This window comes from Actinomyces sp. HMSC065F12, from assembly GCF_001814535.1.
Classification (GTDB): Bacteria; Actinomycetota; Actinomycetes; order Actinomycetales; family Actinomycetaceae; genus Pauljensenia; species Pauljensenia radingae_A.
Genome location: NZ_KV817041.1, coordinates 119627 through 140740, shown reverse-complemented (window position 1 = coordinate 140740; position 21114 = coordinate 119627). Strand labels below are relative to the sequence as shown.

Here is a 21114-nt window from a genome sequence, read left to right as displayed (position 1 = left end):
GCAGCCTCGGCGGCCCGCCCACCGCGTGGAGTCGATCGTATTTTTGCCCATCGTCGGCATCATGGCACTGGGTCAGATACGCTTATGACGTGTCCCGTTCCCATCCGTCACCGATACCGAGCCGGCTAGTCAGAGCCGCCGGTGCATTGGTGTGGAGATTTACGCAGTCTGACCGCGACGCCACCCTCGGTGACGTCATTGATCCCGATGACATAGAGGTCCTGCTGGTCCATCGGCCGCGCTACAACGACTGGTCGTGGCCCAAAGGTAAGACTGAACTCAACGAGCCGCTGCCGGTGGCCGCCGTGCGGGAAGTGGAAGAAGAAACCGGCCTGCCGGTCACGCTGGGAGCGCCACTGACCATTCAGCGCTACCGACTTGGCGCGGGCCACATCAAGGAGGTCCACTACTGGGTCGGACAGGCCTGCCAGCCCGATTCTCCGGCACTGCTCAGCCGCCCGCCTGTCCATCAGGCCTCCCGCCGCGAGATCGACAATACGCGCTGGGTGAGCCCGTCACTTGCACGCCGCACGTTGACCCGCCGAGGCGATCGTCGTCTGCTGGATGAGCTCGTAGCTCTGGCTGAAAGCGGTGGACTTGTCAGCTCCACGCTGGCCATTGTGCGCCACTCAAAGGCCGTGAAGCGCGGGCGTTGGGAAGGGTCGGATGCGGATCGCCCCCTGGCGCGTATCGGCGTTCGCCAGAGCATCGACTTGATCGATCTCATGTCAGCATTTGGCATCACGAAGGTCCTGTCCTCGTCGTGGCGACGCTGTGCGTCCACCGTCGGACCGTACGCGTCACTGACCGGCATCGGCATGGAGCTGTTCGACGAGCTGGATGAAAGCGCGATGACAGACAACCCGGCCGCAGGCTCCGCCCTCGTCAATGAAGCAATTGAAAACCCCGGGTCCGCGCCGACGATTATCTGCGCGCACAGGCCCACGCTGCCTGCCCTGTTTGAGCCGATACGCTCGTACTCGCCCTCATCGTTGCACGCCGCGTTCCCAGCGGAGTCGCCGTGGCTCAAGACTGCTCAGATGCTCCTGGCTCATATCGTCATGCACGAGGGCGGCCCGTGCGTTGTTGCCGTGGAAACGTATCGCCCTCTCACCAAGCTGGCGACGCTCTGATGGGCGCAAATCGCGTCCGGAATTGTCACGTTTGAATGAATTTCAGGCCCTAAAAACCGGGCAAAGGTTACAACTTTATAACTGTGTGGGCACCCTCACGTGCAAGTTCACCATTTGTTCATCTTTAACCGGCTTTGCTGTCACTTCCCCCTCTTAGCGTGAGCAATATCCGGGACATTCCGGGTCTATCGTCAACGCGCCGCCACAGTGGCGGCAGAACGGAAGATGATCAATGACAGTGCATGCTCGTACAAAGCTTCTCGCCACTCTGGCAGGTGCCACCACCATGACGCTCGCTCTGGCTGCTTGCGGCGGCGGAGACAAAGCGGAAAGCACAGGCGCGGACAACGGAGCATCCGGCGACTCTCAGTCAGCTCAGGATGAAGTTGCACCTGCGACTGACCTCTCAGGTTCGGTTGCCGGTTCGGGTGCGTCCTCCCAGGAAGCCGCGATGGAAGCTTGGAAGGCAGGCTTCAACGAACTTAACCCTGATGTGACTGTTTCCTACGAGGCAGTTGGCTCAGGTACCGGTATCACACAGTTCACCAGCAAGCAGGTTGCATGGGCCGGATCGGACGCCCCGCTTGAAGGCGACGAGATCGCAGCAGCCGAAGCACGCTGTGGTGGACCTGCATGGGACCTTCCGGTGTACATCTCCCCGGTTGCCGTCATCTTCAACCTTGAGGGTGTCGACTCCCTGAACATGGATGCCGCAACCATCGCCAAGATCTTCGCCGGCGAAATCACCAACTGGAACGATCCGGCAATTGCCAAGGCAAACCCGGATGCGAAGCTCCCAGATCTCGCCATCACCCCTGTTCACCGTTCCGACAAGTCAGGTACGACCGAGAACTTCACCGACTACCTGCACTCAGCTGCTCCCGAGGCATGGCCGACGGATCCAGGCAAGGAATGGCCAGTCTCCGGTGGCGAATCCGGTGACAAGACCTCTGGACTTGTCCAGGCCGTCCAGGCCGGTAACGGCACCATCGGCTACGCCGATGCTTCTCAGGCCGGCAACCTCGGAACTGTCGCACTGGCAGCAGCCGACGGAACCTACGTCTCCTTCTCCGCTGAGACAGCAGCCAAGGCCGCTGAAACGGCTGAGCGCGTTGCGGATCGCGATGCCAACGACATCGCACTGTCCGTGAACCGCGTGCCCGAGACGAACGACTCCTACCCGCTGATTCTGATCTCCTACTCAATCGTGTGCTCCACCTACGAGGATGCGAACGAGGCCGAACTGGTCAAGGCATTCATCGGATACCAGGCTTCCGAGGAAGGCCAGCAGATGGCAGCCGACAACGCTGGTGCGGCTCCCATTTCCGAAGCAATGCGCAGTGAAATCAACGGCGTTCTGGACCAGATCAAGTAAGGTACAGGTTCGCGTTGGTTACGACACCTACAACAACGAAGAATAAGAGCTGGGAGAGAACGCCAGGGAGAATCGGTAACAAGGTTTTCGCTGGCCTCTCAACCGCCGCTGCTTCGTTAATCTTGTGCACGCTCGCAGCAGTAGCGATCTTCCTACTGCTGCGGGCGTGGCCCGCGATTTCCGACCCTTCCCTGCGTTTCAAGATGATGGGGTCGGCTGAGGAAGTCACGATTTGGAAGTTCACGGCGCCGCAGATATTCGGCACGATCCTGGCAGCAGTGCTGGCACTGCTCCTGTCCGTTCCTGTTGCAGTCGGTGTCGCCCTCTTTATTTCCCATTACGCACCTCCGCGTATCAGCCAGGTTCTTGGATACCTCGTTGACCTGCTTGCGGCAGTTCCGTCCGTTATTTACGGCCTCTGGGGTGCGATCTGGTTGATCCCGATCCTCATGCCGCTCTATGACTTCCTGGGTAAGTACTTCGACTGGTTCCCACTCTTCGCCGGCACAGTGTCCCCAACGGGCCGTGTACTCGCCTCCGCGGTGGTGATCCTTGCTGTCATGATTTTGCCCATCATTACTTCCGTGTCGCGAGAGGTCTTCCTGCAGACCCCGCGCCTGCACGAAGAGGCTGCTTTGGCCCTTGGTGCCACGAAGTGGGAAATGATCAAGATGGCCGTTCTGCCGTTCGGACGCTCCGGTATCGTGTCAGCGTCCATGCTGGGCCTTGGCCGAGCTCTTGGTGAAACAATGGCTGTCGTCATGGTGCTGTCAGTCGGCAGCAATATTTCATGGCACATCCTCGAGGCAGGTCAGCACTCCACGATTGCGGCCAACATTGCCTTGCAGTTCCCCGAATCAACGGGCATCAACTCGTCGGCTCTGATCGCAACGGGTCTTGCTCTGTTCGCGATCACCCTCATCGTCAACTCGATTGCGCGCTGGATCGTCTCGCGTCGAGCCGCATTCTCAGGAGCGAACTGATGAGCACAGCAACACTTGGTACGAACACTTCGCCGAAGGACGTTTCCGATTCAGACAACAATCGCGGCCATCAGAGCCCGATCCATGAGTCGCTGCCAATCGGAAGAAAACTCACCAATGGCTTCGTGACAGTTCTGGTGACTGTCGCATTCGCTCTTGCCATGATTCCGCTGGTCACGGTGTTGGTCACGGTGATCAGTAATGGCTACCTGCGCACCACGTGGGACTTCCTCGTCAGCGATATGGTCGGCATGTTCGGCGGTAAAGTGGGCGGCGGTATCGCCCACGCACTGGTCGGAACGACCCTCGTGACGCTGTGGGCGACACTGATTTCTGCGCCGATCGGTATCTTCACGGCAATCTACTTGGTCGAATACGGTAACAACGGGCTCCTGTCGAAGGCCACGACATTTTTCGTCGACGTCATGACCGGCATCCCCTCGATTGTTGCTGGTCTGTTCGCCGCCTCGATCTTCATGTTGTACGACCCCTCCTATCGAGCAGGCATCATCGGCGCGATCGCCTTGTCGGTGTTGATGATCCCGACAGTGGTGCGTTCCAGTGAGGAAATGCTGCGCCTGGTTCCTAACGAACTGCGTGAAGCTGCCTACGCTCTGGGCGTGCCAAAGTGGCGTGTCGTGGTGAAAGTCGTACTGCGTACCGCTGCAGCAGGCCTGACTACCTCCGTTATGCTGGCTATCGCCCGCGTCATCGGTGAAACAGCCCCGCTGCTGATCACCGCAGGCTTCATTGGACGCATGAACGCCAATGTGATGGATGGCCGCATGGCGACACTGCCGGTATACATTTACCGACAGTACTCGCAGGGCTTGGCCACCTGCCGTGAAGGTGTGGCTAACTGCGTACCCACCATCAACTATGAACGCGCGTGGGCGGCCGCCCTCGTCCTCATCCTGTTGGTGATGGTTCTGAACCTGATTGCCCGAGTGATCGCCAAGATTTTTGCTCCCAAGGGAGGACGCTAAACGATGAGCACAATGGATAATCCCGCGGGGCAGGGCACACAGACAGCCGTGGCAACGCAGACGGAACGCGCTTACGATGAGCCACGTGACGCGTCGCCTTCAAATCTGACAGTGAAAAAAGACGGAGTTAAAACGATGACGACGTGTTTCAATATCACCGATGAACAGATCTACTACGGCGATTTTCTTGCCGTGAAAGATGTGACGGTGGAAATTCCACGCCACGCGATCACCGCGTTGATTGGCCCATCAGGATGTGGCAAGTCGACATTCCTGCGTTCCCTGAACCGCATGCACGAGGTGATCCCCGGTGCGCATGTGGAAGGCAAAGTTGAGCTGGAAGGCGTCGACATCTACGACAAGAAGATCGACCCCGTCCAGGTGCGTCGCCATGTCGGCATGGTGTTCCAGCGCGCGAACCCGTTCCCCACGATGTCGATTCGTGAGAACGTGCTCGCTGGCATGAAGCTCAACGCGCGACGTATGAACAAGGCGATGCAGGACGAGATCGTTGAAAAGTCACTTCGCGGTGCGAACCTGTGGAACGAAGTTAAAGACAGGCTGGACATCCCGGGATCTTCACTGTCTGGTGGCCAGCAGCAGCGTCTGTGTATTGCACGCGCCATCGCGGTGCGCCCCGAGGTCCTTCTGATGGACGAGCCGTGTTCGGCTCTCGACCCGATCTCCACGCTCGCCATTGAGGACCTGATGAACGAGCTGAAGTCGGAGTACACGATCGTTATCGTCACGCACAACATGCAGCAGGCATCGCGTGTGTCGGATAAGACCGGTTTCTTCAACCTGAAGGAAACGGGCGGCTCCGGCGAGCTCGTCGAATTCGACGACACCGAGACGATCTTCTCGAATCCGTCCAAGCAGGCGACCGAGGACTACATCTCCGGACGCTTCGGATAAGATCGCGGGCTTCCTGGCCCGGCAATGCTTCCGGCGGGCAGCTTCTCACCACTTATGAGGCCTCGCGGCCTACTGTCAGACATAGGGTGAGGGGTTGCCCGCCGGGTTTTGTATGCCGTGGGGCGCCCACGTCAATCACTGGCGAGGGCGCCCCACGATTATCGCGTTTTCAACCTTTACGCGGAGCATTACATCTTGGAATCCCTAACTGACTGATTCAGTGTCTGGCCAGTCTCGTGGAAAATGAGGCAGGAAACCACGCGGTCGCCTTCTTTCCATGAATCTTCAGATGGGCTCAACGGCGCCACGTCCAACTGCGAGGCTTCCAAAGGGACACCGACATATTCTTCGAAGTGCTTCGCGCACTCAACGGTGGCCTCATCCGACAGCGACTCAGAGTACTCCGGGGCGTCAATCTCATAGTCGTACATGACTTCGCCGACATGGGGTTCCGAGCATTCAACCACGGGCAGGGATTCCACGATCTCATCTTCAGGCGGGGCCTCGATACACTGGCCAACCTTCAGGTCAAAAGCTGACGTGTCGTTACCCGATCCGAGGAACGAACACCCGGCCAGCATGGATGCCGCCACTGCGAACCCGCATGCACTCAATGCTGCACACACGGTTCGTGATGTCGGGCGATGCGAAGAAGAAAGGTCTTGAAAGTTCAGCATATCGTTCTCACTTAGCGTCGCGCAGTCGCCCTCGTAAATGAGTGGATGAGAGGAAAACGCCACCTGCAACGGAGGCGACAGCTGAGTTGTCAGGACACTTTCATGGTATCGAACGGGGCATGAAAAAGATAGAGAATTTTCGACGAAAACCGGCGCGAACTCGTCGAAAAACGCAGCGCGGACGCTCAGCGCGAGCACGTGTGATTCGGCGGGGGCTGCGCAGCGAGCGTACGTGCTTCTAGACGATGCCAACCAGACCGTGGATGGCGAAGAACATCACTGCCGCCACTGCCGCCGCAGCGGGCAGTGTGAGGAACCATGCGATCACGATGTTTCCAGCCACGCCCCAGCGCACCGCTGAGAATCGCCGGGTTGAACCCACGCCCAGAATTGCCGAGGTGATGGTGTGCGTCGTCGAAATCGGTGCGTGGAAGACGAACGCCGACAGGTAGAGCACGGCGGCAGAAATGGTCTCCGCAACGAAACCGCGTGCAGGATCCAGGTCGATGATTTTGCGGCCAAGGGTGCGCATGATTCGCCAGCCGCCCGAGTACGTGCCAAGAGAGATCGCGCCTGCAGCGGCGAGCTTGACCCACAGAGGAATCTGCATGTCGCCGGTGGCAGGGTCGAACACCTGGTGGGTCTCACCGTAGCCGCCTGCAATGAGGGCCATGACGATGACACCCATCGTCTTTTGAGCATCCTGCAGACCATGACCCAATGCCATTGCTGCAGCTGACAGTGTCTGCGCCAGACGGAAGTTACGCATCGTGCGGTGATACGGGAAGTTTGCGAACAGCCACAGCACAATCTTCATGAGGATGAAACCCAGCAGGAAGCCAATGACGGGGGAGGCAAACATGGGGACGATGACGTGCTGCACGATGCCGGTCCACTTCACGGCAGTCGCGGACGCAAGCCCGGCACCGACCAGACCGCCGATCAACGCATGCGATGACGAGGACGGCAACCCAAACCACCACGTAATCAGGTTCCACGTGCAGGCCCCCACCAGGGCTGCCAGAACAATGACGAGGCCCTCGCGTTGCAGACCCGTATCCGTTGACAGAGAGTAGTGAGAGATGTCGATGATGCCTTCACCGATAGTCTTGGCGACTTCCGTGCCCATGAGCGCGCCGAAGATGTTCATGACGGCGGCCATGATCAAGGCGACGCGGGGGGTCAGCGCGCGGGTCGACACGGACGTCGCGATTGCGTTGGCAGCATCGTGGAATCCGTTGGTGAAGTCGAAAATCAGGGCGATGACGATCACCATTACGACAAGGATCAGATTGAGATCCACCGCTTCAGGACTCCTTCACGGCAATGGCTTCAATACCGTTGGCGAGGTCCTCAAATGCGTCGGTTCCTCGCTCAAGAACCTGCACGACGTCTTTGAGTTTGATGATGGTGACTGGATCCAGGGAGGAGTCGAACAGTGCTGTCAGAGTGTGACGGTAGGCCTTGTCGCCCTCGTTTTCGAGGCGGTTGATCTCCACCCAGTAGTCACGCAGGTCAAGTGGAGACTTCAGGCCGGGTAGAGCGGTCGCGGTCTGATCTGCGCAGCGCACCAGAACGTTGATCTGTGCTGCGAGGAGCGTGGCGACGTCCTCGGGAATGTCGTCGAGGCCGTACAGCACGATCAGGTCGCCAGCCTCGTCCATGTAGTCCATGCAGTCGTCGAGCCGACCGGCAAGGAAGCCGAGGTCTTCACGGTCGAACGGGGTCACGAACGACATATTGAGCTTTTTCGTTAACGCATGGTTAAGCTCATCTGCCTCGTGTTCAATTTCGTGAAGCTTGTCGCGGAGGGCGACTCGCTCCAGGGGCAGTGAGCCGAGCATGGATCCCAGAAGATCGACAGCTGATACTAAAAGTGCTGCTTGCTTAGTGAGTAGATCGAAAAACGACGGCCCATCGGACTTACGTAAAGGCATACGGACTCCCAGTATTCACATGTCTGTCAGACATAGTTAACATTAGGGCAAATCGCTGCAAGTTTCACACAAGCAGTTAATTTCGCGAAATCCTCGCGCATACGTGCAGGTGTGCTGGCGAGCTAAATAAGGATTTTCGCACGCGTTTATTCTAAGGCTGGCGCGGAATCGTGCGCCAAACCGGCGGTGAATGTGGAGTCGGACACACCAGCGGTGGGACTATTCGCCCTAGCGAAAACCCCTATGGTGCGAGATGATGGGATCGTAGATCGAGGGCGTGACCGCGCCCTGGAGTACCGAGTGCCTCAGGAGGCAAAAGTATGTCCGTGACCGAACAAGATGTCCGCTCCGCAGCGCCATCAAATGCTCCCGAAGACGTCGTGAGTTGGGTGGCCGAGATTGCTGCTCTGACCACACCTGATGCCATCGAGTTCTCTGATGGCTCCCAGGAAGAATGGGATCGTCTGACTGAGCAGATGGTTGACTCAGGCATGTTCACGCGTCTGAACGAAGAGAAGCGCCCCAACTCCTTCCTGGCTCGTTCTCTGCCGTCTGACGTCGCCCGTGTCGAATCCCGCACATTCATCTGCTGCGAGAAGGAAGAAGACGCCGGCCCGACGAATCACTGGGCAGATCCCAAGGAGATGAAGGCAACTCTGAAGGAGAAGTTCACCGGCGCGATGAAGGGACGCACCATGTACGTGGTGCCGTTCTCCATGGGACCGCTGGGTGGCCCGATTTCTCAGCTCGGCATTGAGATCACCGACTCGCCGTACGTTGTGTGCAACATGCGCATCATGACCCGCATGGGTGCCAAGGCTATGGACCTCATCAACGAGGGCAAGCCGTGGGTTCCTGCAGTTCACTCCGTCGGCAAGCCGCTTGCCGAGGGCGAGACCGATACCGAGTGGCCGTGCAACGACGAAAAGTACATCACGCACTTCCCTGAGACCAACGAGATCTGGTCTTACGGCTCCGGTTACGGCGGCAACGCTCTGCTGGGCAAGAAGTGCTTCGCGCTGCGTATTGCATCGACGATGGCTCGCCGCGACGGCTGGATGGCGGAGCACATGCTCATCCTGCGCCTGACCTCTGAGAAGACCGGCGAGCAGTACCACATCACCGCTGCCTTCCCGTCAGCATGTGGCAAGACCAACCTCGCTATGCTGCAGCCGACCATTGACGGCTACAAGGTTGAGACCGTCGGTGACGATATCGCATGGATGCGCCCCGGTCCCGATGGCACCCTGCGCGCCATCAACCCGGAAGCCGGCTTCTTCGGTGTTGCCCCCGGAACGTCCTACAAGACCAACCCGATGGCAATGGAAACCGCCAAGGCCAACTCCATCTTCACCAACGTTGCACTGACTGACGATGGCGACGTGTGGTGGGAAGGCATCGACGGCGACGTGCCTGAGCACCTGATCGACTGGCACGGCAAGGACTGGACGCCGGAGTCCGATGCACCGGCAGCACACCCGAACTCACGTTTCACGGTTCCAGCATCGCAGTGCCCGATCATCTGCCCCGACTGGGAAGCACCAGAAGGCGTGCCGGTCACCGCAATCCTGTTCGGCGGCCGCCGCGCTTCCAACGTTCCGTTGGTTGCTGAGCAGTACGAGCCTGCACACGGTGTGTTCATTGGTGCATCCGTTGCATCCGAGCAGACCGCTGCTGCTGAAGGTTCAGTCGGCTCCCTGCGCCACGACCCATTCGCCATGCTGCCCTTCTGCGGATACAACATGGCTGACTACTGGGGCCACTGGCTGGAGATGCAGAAGGAACTGGGCGACAGGTTCCCGAAGGTCTACCAGGTCAACTGGTTCCGTAAGGACGAGGACGGCAAGTTCATGTGGCCGGGATACGGCGACAACTCCCGCGTTCTCGACTGGATCGTTCGCCGCGCAGCCGGCGAGGTCGAAGCCGTCGAAGGCGTCACCGGCCTGTACCCGAAGTTCGAGGACTTCAACCTTGAAGGACTCGATCTTGACAAAGAGGCTTGGGACAAGCTGTTCTTCATCGATCCTGAGGCGTGGGAAGCCGAAATGGATGATACCGAGAAGTACTTCGAACAGTTCGGTGATCATCTGCCGGCAGAAATTACCGAGCAGCTCAAGAAGTTCCGCGATCGCATTGCAGCTGCCAAGTGACGATGCGATCTGCAGAACCCGCAGATCGGTGGTGCGCAGTCTCCCAGTGAGGCTCGCAGCCTGAACGTTCAGGGGCTCGTCTGGGAAACCAGACGGGCCCCTTCGTCTTTATCTAGCCATCGTGATCTTCTCGAACGTAGACTAGCCTCAGCGGCGCATCAACCAAAGTGAGACAATGAGTGCGTCGATCGCACAGTTGAAGAAGAAAGATACTGTTCATGAGCCAGAGCCCGAACTATCTGACTGACGAGGAACTCTCCCACGCCAGAGACCTGCTGTCTCGGGTGGAACGCATTTTCGCTTCCCGTGTGGTGGGACAGGATGACCTGCGGCGTGCACTGATCGCGTCACTGCTGGCACGCGGGCACATCCTGCTTGAATCTGTCCCTGGCCTGGCCAAGACAACAGCAGCCCAGACCCTGGCTTCAGCAGTATCCGGATCCTTCAGGCGTATCCAATGCACACCTGACCTCATGCCCAATGACATTATCGGCGCGCAGGTCTATAACCAGGCGACAGGCGAAATGGTCACGCAGCTCGGACCTGTTCACGCCAACCTCGTGCTCCTGGACGAAATCAACCGTTCCTCAGCGAAAACCCAGTCAGCCATGCTCGAGGCCATGCAGGAAGCTCAGACAACGATCGGCGGCGTGAACTACCCATTGCCCATACCCTTCATGGTCATGGCTACGCAAAACCCCATCGAAGAAGAAGGCACTTACGTTCTGCCCGAAGCTCAGATGGACCGCTTCCTGATGAAGCAGATCATCACCTACCCTCAGCCTCGTGAAGAACTCGAAGTCCTCGAACGCATCGACGCGGGCACGATGGATGCGCAGATCCAGGAAGAACCGATCAGCCTCGAGGATCTGACAACGCTGCAGAAGATGACGAACCGCGTCTTCATTCACCACACCCTGAAGGCCTACATCGTTGACATCATCAACACCACGCGCGGCCAGGGTCCTCGCTACGTCGAGCCGGTGAGCAAACTGCTGCGCGTAGGAGCCTCCCCGCGTGGCGGTATCGCCCTGATGCGCGTCTCTCAGGCCCTCGCCTTGATGTCAGGTCGCAACTACGTCACCCCTGAGGAAATCAAAGCGATGCGCCATGCAGTGCTGCGTCACCGCATGATCCGCACCTATGATGCGATCGCTGACGGTGTGGACGTGGATCGCCTGATCGATTCTGTCTTCAACGCCGTCCCGGTGCCGTAAACACCCAGAAGGATCTGCATCATGGCATCAGGCACGTCTCGCGGCACGCTCCAGGCAATCGGCACTCGCGTCGAATTGCCTGTCATGCGGCGTCTCCTGTCGGTGATGGAAGGTCGGCACTCGTCCGAACGAACCGGGCGGGGCATGGAGTTTCGTGACATGGCGGTCTACCAGCGCGGCGACGATGTCAAGGACATTGACTGGAAAGCGACCGCCCGAGCCGGGGAACCCATCGTCAAGCGTCGTGAAGCAACCGCCAACGTGCAGATGATGCTGGTGGTCGACGCCGGGCGATCCATGGGCGCCCTCGCACCTTCGGGGGAGTCAAAGAACGAAGTTGCCCTGGAAGCGTGCCGCATTGTCGCGTGGCTGGCTTCCATGCGCGGCGACCAGGTAGGTATGGTTGCGGGCGATTCACGTCGTTTGCGGCACGTGCCCGCTCGCTCCGGCAACCAGCATGCGGAGATGATTTTGCGCCAGCTCAAGGCGAACATCGACCTGACAGCGCCTCCCTCGGACATGCACAGGCTATTGACGAGGGCGTTCGCCGCAACCCGCCGCCGATCCCTGATCGTCATCGTGACAGATGAGACGCGCCCGCAGTTGTCCGATGAGCAGGCTCTGAAACGCCTCACGGTGCGTCACCGCGTGATCGTCATGCAGGTGGGAGACATGCTGGCGGCATCCTTGCCGAAAGGGACCGAAGTGATCGACGTCAACGCCGGTCAGCTGCCTGAATTCGTCATCGGTGACAAGAAACTGGCGGAGCAGGCCGCGATCGTGGCGCATCAACGCAAGCAGGCAGTGTCGGAGATGCTGGCGCGAGTGGGGGTCACTCAGGTGTCGATGGATTCGGTTGCGGCGGTGCCTGGTGCCCTTGTCACAGCGCTTGAAAGGAGCGGTCGTGCCCACTGATTCGCTGCAGGATACGCTGACCTACCCGCATTGGATGTGGATCACCGGCTGCGTCCTGATCCTCCTGGTCATTGCATGGCTGTCGATCTGCCTGTGGAGGTGGCGCAATGCGCGCGAAGCGGACCACCCCGAACTGATGACGATTTCACAGGCCGAAAAGAAACGCTACAACGAACTTCTCACGCAGATTGCCGCCCGGCAGGACGAGGGCGACCTGGACACACGCGGCGTGCACCTGGCCGTTGCCGGTTTGATGCGTGCGCTGGGAACTCAGCGAACGGGGCGTGACCTGGAAGTGGCCACCGTTGAAGAGATCCGCCAGCTGGTGCCCACGTGGACAGAGCTGGCTGACGTGCTGAACGCGTGCGAAGACCCCTCGTTCCAGGAGGAGAACCAGGCTGACACGCGTGCCGTGATCGCTCAGGCGCGGCGGGTGGTGGACTCATGAAATTCCCACTGTTTATTGCTGTCGTCATCGGCATTGTCGTTTTAGGGTCGCTGACCAGCTGGATCTTCTTCCGTGACCGGTCGCGCGCTCACCGCCATGAAGCGTGGGTTGCCAACAGTGGGTTCGTGCGGACGTTGCCGAAGTACCGCCAGCTGCAAAACCTTTCGCGCCTGGCGTTGCTGGGTGTGGTGATGCTGCTGCTGGGTTTGACGTTGAGCACTGCCGTGGTGGCGGCATCGCCGGTTGACCGGCGAGTGGATAACCACAGCGTGCAGTCTCGTGACATGATCATGTGCCTGGATGCGTCAGGGTCGATGCTGCCATACGACATGCAGATCATTGAAACCTTCGATTCGATTGTGTCGGGATTTGCCGGCGAGCGTGTCTCCCTGCAGCTGTGGTCGGGCCGTTCCTGGATTGTGTTTCCTCTGACCGATGACTACGACATGGTGCATGAAGTCTTTGCCGAGATTATTGACACGATCGATTCCGGCAACTTCAACTTGCCGGACAGTTTCTGGGTCATGACACCGGAGGTGGAGCGTTTATTCCGCCACATCAATGACCCGAAGATCTGGGATATTGACCCCAACGACCCTGATCCGGACACCTCCGACATCGTCTCCTCGCAGTCGGGTGACGGCCTGGCGTCCTGTGTGTACGGCTTCGACCACACAGACAAGGAGCGCTCACGCACGGTCCTGTTCGCCACCGACAACATGATTCAGGGCACGCCTTTGTATACCCTGCAGGAGGCCACTGACCTGGCGATCGAGTACGGCGTGACTGTCACGGGCCTGTACCCGGACCTGTCCCTGAGCTTCGGTGAAGCAGAAGAGATGCAGGAGCAGGTCGAACGCACCGGTGGGCAGATGTACGCGCTGGGTGACCCGAGCCTGACAGATTCGGTGGTGCAGGAGATCGAGGATGAGCAGACCGCCGAACTGTCAACGGGTGAGGTTGTGGAAACGGACCGGCCTGAAGGTGCTCTGTCGTTCGGCGGCTGGTGCCTGCTCGGCCTGCTTGCATTGGCGGCATGGATGCGCATCTAGCACCACTACCGCTCGTCAGGGTCATTGACGAGGGGACCGCGGCGCCACTGTCACGTGTGGTTGCTGAGAGTGCGGGCGCAGATGGCGCTGAAAACGTGGACGCTGCCGGTCGCTAGAAGTACAGGCGCACCTGCGCGGAATGCGGATCCCACCGCGGCCACGGCGCACTGTGGTGGCGAATGAAATACACCCAGTCCTCATGCATGGAGAGACTGTCCTCATCCAGTTCCCCGTCATAAACCGGCGCGTCGAAACTGTTGCGCAGCGTGGTGAGCGCGGATTGCGGCGGCTCGATGTCAGTGGGGAAGCGTACCAACGCGGTCTGAGCTTCTGGATTGTGGTGCACATCGAATGAGAACGGCAGATCGAAGCAGTGCTGGGAGAGTTGACGCGGCCACGGCCATTGAAAACAGTAGCGCCAGGTAGCAGCGCCACCCTCGTCCCTGGACTGCAGGCAGCGACGAAGCGGGGCGTGGACGAGCGGCTCGGTGCTGATCGCTTGGTTCAGGATCTGGCGAGGGTCGCGCAAGGCGCTCCAGCGTGCGACGAATCGGCGGGCATCGTCCGCGGTCCAACCGCACGTCTGCAGCGCGGAGGCAATGGCTGCGGCCTGCTCGGTGGTGGCCGGGTTAGTGCCTGTGTCGTTTTCACCTGTGAACTCGTGCGCCGTCGAACCGATCAGCAGTGGCACCGAGGTGTGGCCGGGCGTGCGCGCAATTGCGGCCGGATGATCAGGCAGGACTGAGTCTCCGATGACGGGGCCGAAGGGGGAGCGTTGCGGGCATTCGATGGTGAGTGGATTGCAACCGTCAGCGTCACCCTGTATGTGTGCCGTCTCGCCCAGCGCGATGATGAGGTGCTGTTGAGCGGAGTAGATGGTTTCCTCGCTCAGGGAACACCAACCGTCGAGGGTGGCGGGGATACCCGCTGCGAGGGCCATGTGTACGGCCGTGACGTGAGAGTCGTCAACGGTCAGCGTGATGGGCAGAGGTGACTGACAGATGGCGGCGTGGAATAGTCCCTCGGCTTGCCCGGATGCCATGAGTGCGTGGATGCAGGCTGCTCCCGCGCTGTGACCTGCCACGGTGACGTTATCGGGGTCACCGCCAAAGCTCGCGATATTGTCTCGCACCCAGGTCAGCGCCATGATCAGATCGAGCAGCGCTCTGTTCGTGGGCGCATCGGAGCCGTCGACCCAGCCGAAACCGTCGAAGCCAAGGCGATACGACACGCTGACCGTCACAATGCCGTCGCGGTTGAAGGCGTTCCCGTCGTACCAGGGGGACGAGGGAGACCCTGCGACGTATCCACCGCCGTGGATCCATACCATGACGGGTGCGCGCGCATCGGTGCGGCCGGGATGAGGCGTAAAAACGTTGACCAGAAGCGTGTCATCGCCGGCGATTGACGGTTCAGGGATGGTGGTGACATCAAGGCGCGCGTGCCTCTGCGCGGTGGCGCCGGGGCGCGTGGCGTCGATGGGCTGCTCCCAGGGTGAGCGGCGCCGTGGGGCGAGGAAACGCAGAGGACCGGTCGGTGGCTGCGCGAAGCGTGAGGAGGCATTGGCGCCCGCAATATGGTCGCTTTGTTGCTGTTTTGTAGCGTGACAGCATGTCGAAAACCGGTGAGCTGCGCATGGTGATTGAAAATGAGCCATCCTCGGGGAACAATCACACTATGGCCACACGCGAAGAACCACGAAAGCGCCGTCAGCCGGGACGTCCTCCCGCCGGCAGTGAAGACAAGCGCGCCCGAGTCCTGCACGAGGCGGTCGAGCTTTTCGCTCATCAGGGATATGCGGGAACATCTCTGGCGGAGATCGCGCGGGCAGCGGAGATCTCCAAAGCCGGGTTGCTGCATTACTTCCCGTCCAAGGATGCGCTTTTCGCGGCCGTTCTGACCCAGCGTGACCAGAAAACTCACGAGGAATTCCTCCTCGATTCGACCGACGACCCGTGGAAGCTCCTTGACCAGTGGGTGCACCTGATTGAACGGAATGTGCAGGATCCCACCGGGGTGGCGCTCTACTCGGTGATGAGTGGCGCTGCCGTGAGCGATGAGCATCCGGCTCATGAATGGTTTACCGGTCACCTCGCCACAACGATTGAAATGTTGACCCGCGCTTTTGATGAGGGGAAGAAAGCGGGAACTGTAAGACCGGATGCGCCGTCTCGATCTCTCGCGCGCTGTCTGGTAGCTCTTTCTGACGGGCTGCAGGTGCAGTGGCTGGCGGCCCGAGCGTGCCACGACAAAGACAAGGCCACCGTGTTCGGCACGGACCTGGTCACCGAAACCCGCATGCTTGCCCAGGCGATCCGCAGCACGTGGGGCATGTAAGTCGAAACTGGTCGGGCCCTTCTTTGTGGGTCACACCAATGTACTCGCGCAAGGGTGAGGCAGCTGTGATGACACGAGCGTAACGGATGGAAAACGACTTGAGCATCATGGGTCGTGACGGATGTTCCAATTTTCTGATTTCCGCTACTGTGGTACTTGCAGACCAGAGTTCCTGCGCGAGAAGTCCCCTATGGCGGAAGCGACCTTCACGGGGAGCATTCCTCGCAGGAGGTTTCCACTTGTGGGAACGGGTCGGCGCACCAGGCAACCGAGCTGAGGCGAAGGAGATAGACGCGTGATTTTCCGCCCCATTGTCTCCCTGTGGGTCCTCGCCATCTTCTTTATTGCATGCGTGGCACTGTGCGTCTGGGGCGCTCGCAGACGTGCGATGAGTTCGCGCGTGAATCTGGTTCGCCGCCTTCTGATCGTCTCACTCATGACATTCATGCTTGCCGGCCCGTCCATCAAGCAGGAGTCGCACAGCACCACCTCGGATGTTGAACTGTGGTTCGTTATCGACCGCACAGGATCGATGGCGGCCGAAGATTATGGTCCTGACCGTTTGCCGCGCCTCGACGGCGTCAAAGCGGATATTGCCACGATCGTTGACCACATGCCTGCCGCCAGGTTCTCAATCTTCACGTGGGATCGTGACATTGAGCGGGTTTTGCCCGTCACCAGCGACATCGGCGCGATCGACTCGTACATGCAGATCATGGGCCAGGAACTGTCCTCCTCGTCCCAGGGCTCATCATTGGCGCGCCCTGTGAGTGACCTGCGCAGCTACCTCACCAAGGCTCAGGAATCGCGCGGCGGAAACTCGCGCTATGTCGTCGTCATGGGCGATGGGGAGAACACCGAGGATGCCTCGCAGGGAGTTGGGGACTGGCGTTCAGTGGCAGAGGCATGTGACGGTGCGCTGGTCATCGGGTATGGAACTGCCGAGGGGGGCCGGATGAAGGCGCGTTCACTCGATCAATCCCAGTCCGGCTACATCCCCGACCCACAGGACCCTTCCAGGGACGGGATCTCATCTGCGGATGAAGGTGCCTTGCGTGAGGTCGCCAGTCAGCTCGGTGCTGACTATGTCCATTCGCCCGATAACGGGTCGATTATTGACCATGCTGCTCAGTTCAACTCTGAGGGCAAGCTGATATCGGAGTCACGTGACACAGTTGAGGTGTACCGCTACTACGTCTGGCCGTTCGCATTGGTGTTTGCCGTGTTGCTGGCATGGGAAGCCTCGGCAATCGTGGCCCGCATGCGCAAGATGAGGAGGGCTCATGTCATCTGATCAGCCACCGTACGACTCTGCTCGTCCGCAATCCTCTGCGGGCGGAGCCAGTGCGCAGGCTCCACATGACGATGCCAGCGCGCATCCTTCGCGTGCAGGTGCGTCGTCGCACGGTGGGCGCTCTGCCGGTAAAGCTGCGTCGAAGACCCGTGCCCGCGGGTCGCTCGCATTATTGTGGTGGACGTTGCCGCTCATGCTGATCGTCTTGCTGGCAGCGGCATTCCTGATCGGATTGACACTGTGGTCGCACGCATCTGGGGTGGCATACCGCTCCGGAAATTACGACAAAGCGATGGGCGGCTACGACGGTCAGATGACGGTCACTCAGCGCGGACCGGAGCGGTGGCTTGCGTTCTACAACAAGGGCACGACTTTCCTGGCTGAAGGCGAGGTTGACGGCGGTGTTTCTCAGTTGTCGACTGCGTTCGAGCTGGTGCCCAAGGCCGTCAGGAACGAGGACGGCACGATCGAGCCTTACTCCTATGAATGCATGGTCAGGAACAACCTGGCCGTTGGAAAAGAAATCATGGCTGACGGGCTGGAAGCCCAGGGTGATCATCTGGGCGCGCGTGATACCTACGACGAGGCGCTCGAACTGATTCAGATCTGCCGGGCGCCCGATGATACCAGTCAGCCGCAAAGCGGTGACCAGTCTCAAAGCGGCGACGAGCCGCAAAGTGATCAGTCACAAAGTGGCGATAATTCCCAAAGCGGTGATCAATCCCAGAGCAGTGATCAGTCGCAAAGCAGCGACCAGTCGCAAAGCGGTGGCGGGTCGGATTCGGACTCCGGCTCAGATTCAGATTCCGACTCGGATTCCGACTCTGATTCCGGTTCTGGTTCGCAGTCCGATCAGCAGTCCTCGCCGGCGGATCAGACAAATGACCGCATTTCACCTAAGCGCGATCGTGCGAATGACCAGCTGCCTGACGGTCAGAAGGATCGAAAGGACGGGGAACAGGACGATTCTGATGGCCAGGGTGGCGGCACCCGTCAGCCCCAGCCGAAGCCCGATCAAGGCAATGATCCGAACTCCACGCCTGCTCCAGAAAAGCGCGAAGATCCGTACGCGGATGAAACCCAGGAGGAGAAGGACCGCCGCGAGGAACTCAACCGGCGCTCGAAGGAAACCAACAGTGACGTCGACCCGTTGGATGGCAGCCGCGACACCAGGCCGAATGGCAAGTGGTGACACGACCGGCTTAGACAGAGATCGCGTACAGGCTCCGCCGTATTTGTCCGGTCATATGTACTCGACATAGGACATGACAAAGCCTGTGGGGGTGACTGGTCTAACCGAAAGTAAGGGACTGAGGCGTCGTTTACGGCCTGACAGTTCGGTAGGCTGAAGGTGTGAAGGTTCTGCTCATTGGCAATGGTGGGCGCGAACATGCCATCGCGCGCGCACTGATCCGTACTGGCGCACACTCCCGTGTTCTGGCTGAACGCGGCACACCGCTTGAACTGTTCGCTCAAGCCGGAAACCCCGGAATCGACCGCATCGCCACGCCCGTGGACTTCGGTGATGCCAACCCCGCTGACCCGAACAGCTCGGACGCCATCGCGCAGCGCGCACGCGACCTGAACGCTGACCTGGTCATCATCGGACCGGAAGCCCCCCTCGTCGCCGGACTGGCTGACGCGGTTCGCGCGCAGGGCATCGCATGCTTCGGCCCAGGCAAGGAAGCCGCCCGCCTCGAAGCATCAAAATCTTTTGCCAAAACTGTCATGGACGAGGCCGGCGTCGCCACTGCCCGCTCCTTCACCTGTCAAACAATGGATGAGGTCGACCAGGCGCTCCGCACATGCACCACCCCTCACGTTGTCAAAGACGATCAACTGGCCGCAGGCAAAGGTGTGCTGGTTACCGCTGACTCTGACGCTGCACGCGAACATGCGCGCCACTGTCTGGATCGTCCCGACGGTGCCGTTGTCATCGAGGACTACCTCGATGGGCCGGAAGTCTCCCTGTTCTGCATCAGCGACGGTACACACGTCGTCCCACTGGTTCCGGCACAGGACTTCAAACGCCTTCAGGACGCCAATGAAGGGCCGAACACCGGTGGAATGGGTGCCTACTCGCCGCTGCCGTGGCTCCACGACGGACTTGCCGACGAGGTTGTTCGCACCATCGCAGAACCAACGGTGCGCCGCATGGCGCAGCGCGGTACGCCGTTCACCGGTCTGCTGTACTGCGGGCTGGCGATGTCCTCGAACGGAGTGCGTGTCGTCGAATTCAACGTCCGCTTCGGTGACCCGGAAACACAGGTCGTCCTGGAGCGCCTCGAATCCCCACTGCTTGACCTGCTCGACGCAGCATCGCGCGGTACCCTTGACCAAGTCGCGGCCCCGACCTGGAGTGACGATGCGGCAGTCACCGTCGTCCTGGCCTCACCTGGATACCCCGTTCGTGCGCGCACCGGCCAAACGATCCGCGGAGCCGAAGCCGCAGAGGAACTCCCCGGAGTCCACCTCATCCACGCCGGCACGAAAAGTGTCGGCGCAGCGCAGGACAGTGAAGCGCACGCCACCCTCGTCGCTGATGGGGGACGCGTACTGGACGTCGTGGCGCGTGCAGCAACCATTGACGAGGCACGCCGCGCAGCGTATGAGGCAATCGAACGCATTGACTTCCCTGAATGCCAATTTCGGCGTGACATCGCGCAATGGCCAGACGGACTCAGCGCCTAGGCGCACGCATATCAGCAGTTCAGCGCAAGGAGTGAGGGAGAAGAAAATGAGTGAGGCAGTCGAACTGGACGGGTGGACACACGTTAATTCTGGCAAGGTGCGTGACCTGTACCAAAGTGAGGACGGGCGCGTACTCCTGATGGTCACGTCGGACCGTATCAGCGCCTACGACTATATTCTGCCCACCGAAATCCCCGGCAAGGGCCTGGTGCTGACAGGACTGTCGACGTGGTGGATGAACAAGCTCGATTCGATTGTGGGGAACCATCTGCTTGATGAGCCGGTGCCCGCCCAGGTCGCAGGGCGCGCAGTAGTGTGCAAGAAGCTCACCATGTATCCCATCGAATGCGTGGTGCGTGGATACCTGACCGGCTCCGGTCTGGCGGAATATAAGCAGTCCGGCACAGTGTGCGAGATCCGCCTGCCGGAAGGCCTGACCGAAGCTTCGAAACTGCCTGAACCGATCTTCACCCCCGCAGCCAAGGCTGAACTGGGTGAACACGACGAAAACATCTCCTTCGAGCGTGCAGCCGACATGGTGGGGCGCGACGTGGCGGCAGCGCTGCGCGACACGTCCATCAAGCTGTATTCGGAGGCGGCGCGCATCGCTCGCGAGCGCGGCGTCATCATCGCTGACACCAAGTTCGAGTTCGGTGTTGACCCGGACAGCGGTGAGCTGGTCCTGGCTGATGAGGCACTCACACCGGACTCGTCGCGTTTTTGGCCCGCCGACCAGTGGGTTGAAGGCCAGGTGACCCCCAGCTTCGACAAACAGTATGTGCGCGACTGGCTGACCTCCGCAGAATCCGGGTGGGATCGCGCCAGTGGCGAGCAGCCGCCGCGCCTGCCTGACCGGATCGTTGAGGCGACACGTCAACGCTACGTCGATGCGTACACGCTGCTCACCGGTCAGGCACCGGAACCGGGCAACCAGCCACGTCAGTGAACCGTTTGACAGAGCTACCACATTAACCGCCGACACCTTAAGAAACCAGGAGGACCCA

19 protein-coding genes are annotated in these 21114 nt (G+C 60.0%); 15 read left to right on the top strand and 4 right to left on the bottom strand.

Going from position 1 to position 21114, the window contains the following annotated elements; translation table 11 throughout:
- The first annotated feature begins 149 nt into the window (after nucleotides 1-149).
- From HMPREF2975_RS10815 to pstB, 5 genes are all read left to right on the top strand, one after another.
- On the top strand, nucleotides 150-1133 hold the full coding sequence (locus HMPREF2975_RS10815; RefSeq protein WP_070727794.1) for an NUDIX hydrolase: 984 nt from the start codon (nucleotides 150-152) through the stop codon (nucleotides 1131-1133).
- Nucleotides 1134-1365: 232 nt separating this feature from the next.
- Entirely contained in the window at nucleotides 1366-2508 is a 1143-nt protein-coding gene (pstS, locus tag HMPREF2975_RS10810) for a phosphate ABC transporter substrate-binding protein PstS (RefSeq protein ID WP_058237333.1), read from the top strand.
- Nucleotides 2509-2522: 14 nt separating this feature from the next.
- Nucleotides 2523-3491, top strand: coding sequence for a phosphate ABC transporter permease subunit PstC (gene pstC / locus HMPREF2975_RS10805; protein WP_058237332.1), 969 nt, complete (start codon nucleotides 2523-2525; stop codon nucleotides 3489-3491).
- Nucleotides 3491-4477 carry a phosphate ABC transporter permease PstA gene (gene pstA, locus HMPREF2975_RS10800; protein WP_083314548.1) on the top strand — a complete coding sequence of 329 codons (987 nt, stop codon included), beginning with the start codon at nucleotides 3491-3493 and terminating at the stop codon, nucleotides 4475-4477. Before pstC ends, pstA begins: the two co-directional genes overlap by 1 nt.
- A 135-nt stretch (nucleotides 4478-4612) precedes the next feature.
- Entirely contained in the window at nucleotides 4613-5392 is a 780-nt protein-coding gene (pstB, locus tag HMPREF2975_RS10795; protein ID WP_058237898.1) for a phosphate ABC transporter ATP-binding protein PstB, read from the top strand.
- Nucleotides 5393-5580: 188 nt separating this feature from the next.
- On the opposite strand, the gene HMPREF2975_RS10790 is transcribed toward pstB, so the two are convergent.
- From HMPREF2975_RS10790 to HMPREF2975_RS10780, 3 genes are all read right to left on the bottom strand, one after another.
- Nucleotides 5581-6069 carry a septum formation family protein gene (locus HMPREF2975_RS10790; protein WP_058237331.1) on the bottom strand — a complete coding sequence of 163 codons (489 nt, stop codon included), beginning with the start codon at nucleotides 6067-6069 and terminating at the stop codon, nucleotides 5581-5583.
- A gap of 238 nt (nucleotides 6070-6307) precedes the next feature.
- Nucleotides 6308-7372 carry an inorganic phosphate transporter gene (locus HMPREF2975_RS10785; RefSeq protein WP_070727788.1) on the bottom strand — a complete coding sequence of 355 codons (1065 nt, stop codon included), beginning with the start codon at nucleotides 7370-7372 and terminating at the stop codon, nucleotides 6308-6310.
- Nucleotides 7373-7376: 4 nt separating this feature from the next.
- On the bottom strand, nucleotides 7377-8006 hold the full coding sequence (locus HMPREF2975_RS10780; RefSeq protein ID WP_058237329.1) for a DUF47 domain-containing protein: 630 nt from the start codon (nucleotides 8004-8006) through the stop codon (nucleotides 7377-7379).
- A gap of 320 nt (nucleotides 8007-8326) precedes the next feature.
- Here HMPREF2975_RS10780 and HMPREF2975_RS10775 point away from each other — a divergent pair, with 320 nt between their 5' ends.
- The 5 genes from HMPREF2975_RS10775 (at nucleotide 8327) to HMPREF2975_RS10755 (ending at nucleotide 13788) form a co-directional block, all read left to right on the top strand.
- Complete coding sequence (locus HMPREF2975_RS10775) at nucleotides 8327-10156, top strand: phosphoenolpyruvate carboxykinase (GTP) (protein WP_070727785.1); 1830 nt, start codon at nucleotides 8327-8329, stop codon at nucleotides 10154-10156.
- Between the two features lie 218 nt (nucleotides 10157-10374).
- A complete protein-coding gene (locus HMPREF2975_RS10770) occupies nucleotides 10375-11373 on the top strand; it encodes an AAA family ATPase (protein WP_070727783.1) in 999 nt (332 codons plus the stop codon).
- Between the two features lie 21 nt (nucleotides 11374-11394).
- Complete coding sequence (locus HMPREF2975_RS10765; protein WP_070727780.1) at nucleotides 11395-12288, top strand: DUF58 domain-containing protein; 894 nt, start codon at nucleotides 11395-11397, stop codon at nucleotides 12286-12288.
- Entirely contained in the window at nucleotides 12278-12736 is a 459-nt protein-coding gene (locus tag HMPREF2975_RS10760; RefSeq protein ID WP_058237325.1) for a hypothetical protein, read from the top strand. The genes HMPREF2975_RS10765 and HMPREF2975_RS10760 overlap by 11 nt, the downstream gene beginning before the upstream one ends.
- Entirely contained in the window at nucleotides 12733-13788 is a 1056-nt protein-coding gene (locus HMPREF2975_RS10755) for a vWA domain-containing protein (protein ID WP_070727775.1), read from the top strand. The genes HMPREF2975_RS10760 and HMPREF2975_RS10755 overlap by 4 nt, the downstream gene beginning before the upstream one ends.
- Nucleotides 13789-13900: 112 nt before the next feature.
- Here the strand turns inward: HMPREF2975_RS10755 and HMPREF2975_RS10750 are convergent, their stop codons facing one another.
- Nucleotides 13901-15445: a carboxylesterase family protein gene (locus HMPREF2975_RS10750; RefSeq protein ID WP_083314547.1), complete on the bottom strand. Its 1545-nt coding sequence runs from the start codon at nucleotides 15443-15445 to the stop codon at nucleotides 13901-13903.
- Between the two features lie 20 nt (nucleotides 15446-15465).
- On the opposite strand from HMPREF2975_RS10750, the gene HMPREF2975_RS10745 reads away from it, so the two are divergent.
- The 5 genes from HMPREF2975_RS10745 (at nucleotide 15466) to HMPREF2975_RS10725 (ending at nucleotide 21056) form a co-directional block, all read left to right on the top strand.
- Complete coding sequence (locus HMPREF2975_RS10745) at nucleotides 15466-16125, top strand: TetR/AcrR family transcriptional regulator (RefSeq protein ID WP_157886394.1); 660 nt, start codon at nucleotides 15466-15468, stop codon at nucleotides 16123-16125.
- 295 nt (nucleotides 16126-16420) lie between these two features.
- Entirely contained in the window at nucleotides 16421-17419 is a 999-nt protein-coding gene (locus HMPREF2975_RS10740) for a VWA domain-containing protein (protein ID WP_070727769.1), read from the top strand.
- On the top strand, nucleotides 17409-18611 hold the full coding sequence (locus tag HMPREF2975_RS10735) for a hypothetical protein (RefSeq protein WP_070727767.1): 1203 nt from the start codon (nucleotides 17409-17411) through the stop codon (nucleotides 18609-18611). Before HMPREF2975_RS10740 ends, HMPREF2975_RS10735 begins: the two co-directional genes overlap by 11 nt.
- 161 nt (nucleotides 18612-18772) lie before the next feature.
- Nucleotides 18773-20110 carry a phosphoribosylamine--glycine ligase gene (purD, locus tag HMPREF2975_RS10730; RefSeq protein WP_070727764.1) on the top strand — a complete coding sequence of 446 codons (1338 nt, stop codon included), beginning with the start codon at nucleotides 18773-18775 and terminating at the stop codon, nucleotides 20108-20110.
- A gap of 46 nt (nucleotides 20111-20156) precedes the next feature.
- Entirely contained in the window at nucleotides 20157-21056 is a 900-nt protein-coding gene (locus HMPREF2975_RS10725) for a phosphoribosylaminoimidazolesuccinocarboxamide synthase (RefSeq protein ID WP_058237318.1), read from the top strand.
- Nucleotides 21057-21114 lie beyond the last annotated feature (58 nt).

Excerpts from the sequence above, each read along its gene's own strand:
- pstS (WP_058237333.1), top strand. The coding sequence starts at position 1,366 with ATGACAGTGCATGCTCGTACAAAGCTTCTCGCCACTCTGGCAGGTGCC.
- pstA (WP_083314548.1), top strand. The coding sequence starts at position 3,491 with ATGAGCACAGCAACACTTGGTACGAACACTTCGCCGAAGGACGTTTCC.
- pstB (WP_058237898.1), top strand. The coding sequence starts at position 4,613 with ATGACGACGTGTTTCAATATCACCGATGAACAGATCTACTACGGCGAT.
- HMPREF2975_RS10790 (WP_058237331.1), bottom strand. The coding sequence starts at position 6,069 with ATGCTGAACTTTCAAGACCTTTCTTCTTCGCATCGCCCGACATCACGA.
- HMPREF2975_RS10780 (WP_058237329.1), bottom strand. The coding sequence starts at position 8,006 with ATGCCTTTACGTAAGTCCGATGGGCCGTCGTTTTTCGATCTACTCACT.
- HMPREF2975_RS10775 (WP_070727785.1), top strand. The coding sequence starts at position 8,327 with ATGTCCGTGACCGAACAAGATGTCCGCTCCGCAGCGCCATCAAATGCT.
- HMPREF2975_RS10770 (WP_070727783.1), top strand. The coding sequence starts at position 10,375 with ATGAGCCAGAGCCCGAACTATCTGACTGACGAGGAACTCTCCCACGCC.
- HMPREF2975_RS10765 (WP_070727780.1), top strand. The coding sequence starts at position 11,395 with ATGGCATCAGGCACGTCTCGCGGCACGCTCCAGGCAATCGGCACTCGC.
- HMPREF2975_RS10755 (WP_070727775.1), top strand. The coding sequence starts at position 12,733 with ATGAAATTCCCACTGTTTATTGCTGTCGTCATCGGCATTGTCGTTTTA.
- HMPREF2975_RS10750 (WP_083314547.1), bottom strand. The coding sequence starts at position 15,445 with ATGGCTCATTTTCAATCACCATGCGCAGCTCACCGGTTTTCGACATGC.
- HMPREF2975_RS10745 (WP_157886394.1), top strand. The coding sequence starts at position 15,466 with ATGGCCACACGCGAAGAACCACGAAAGCGCCGTCAGCCGGGACGTCCT.
- HMPREF2975_RS10735 (WP_070727767.1), top strand. The coding sequence starts at position 17,409 with ATGTCATCTGATCAGCCACCGTACGACTCTGCTCGTCCGCAATCCTCT.
- HMPREF2975_RS10725 (WP_058237318.1), top strand. The coding sequence starts at position 20,157 with ATGAGTGAGGCAGTCGAACTGGACGGGTGGACACACGTTAATTCTGGC.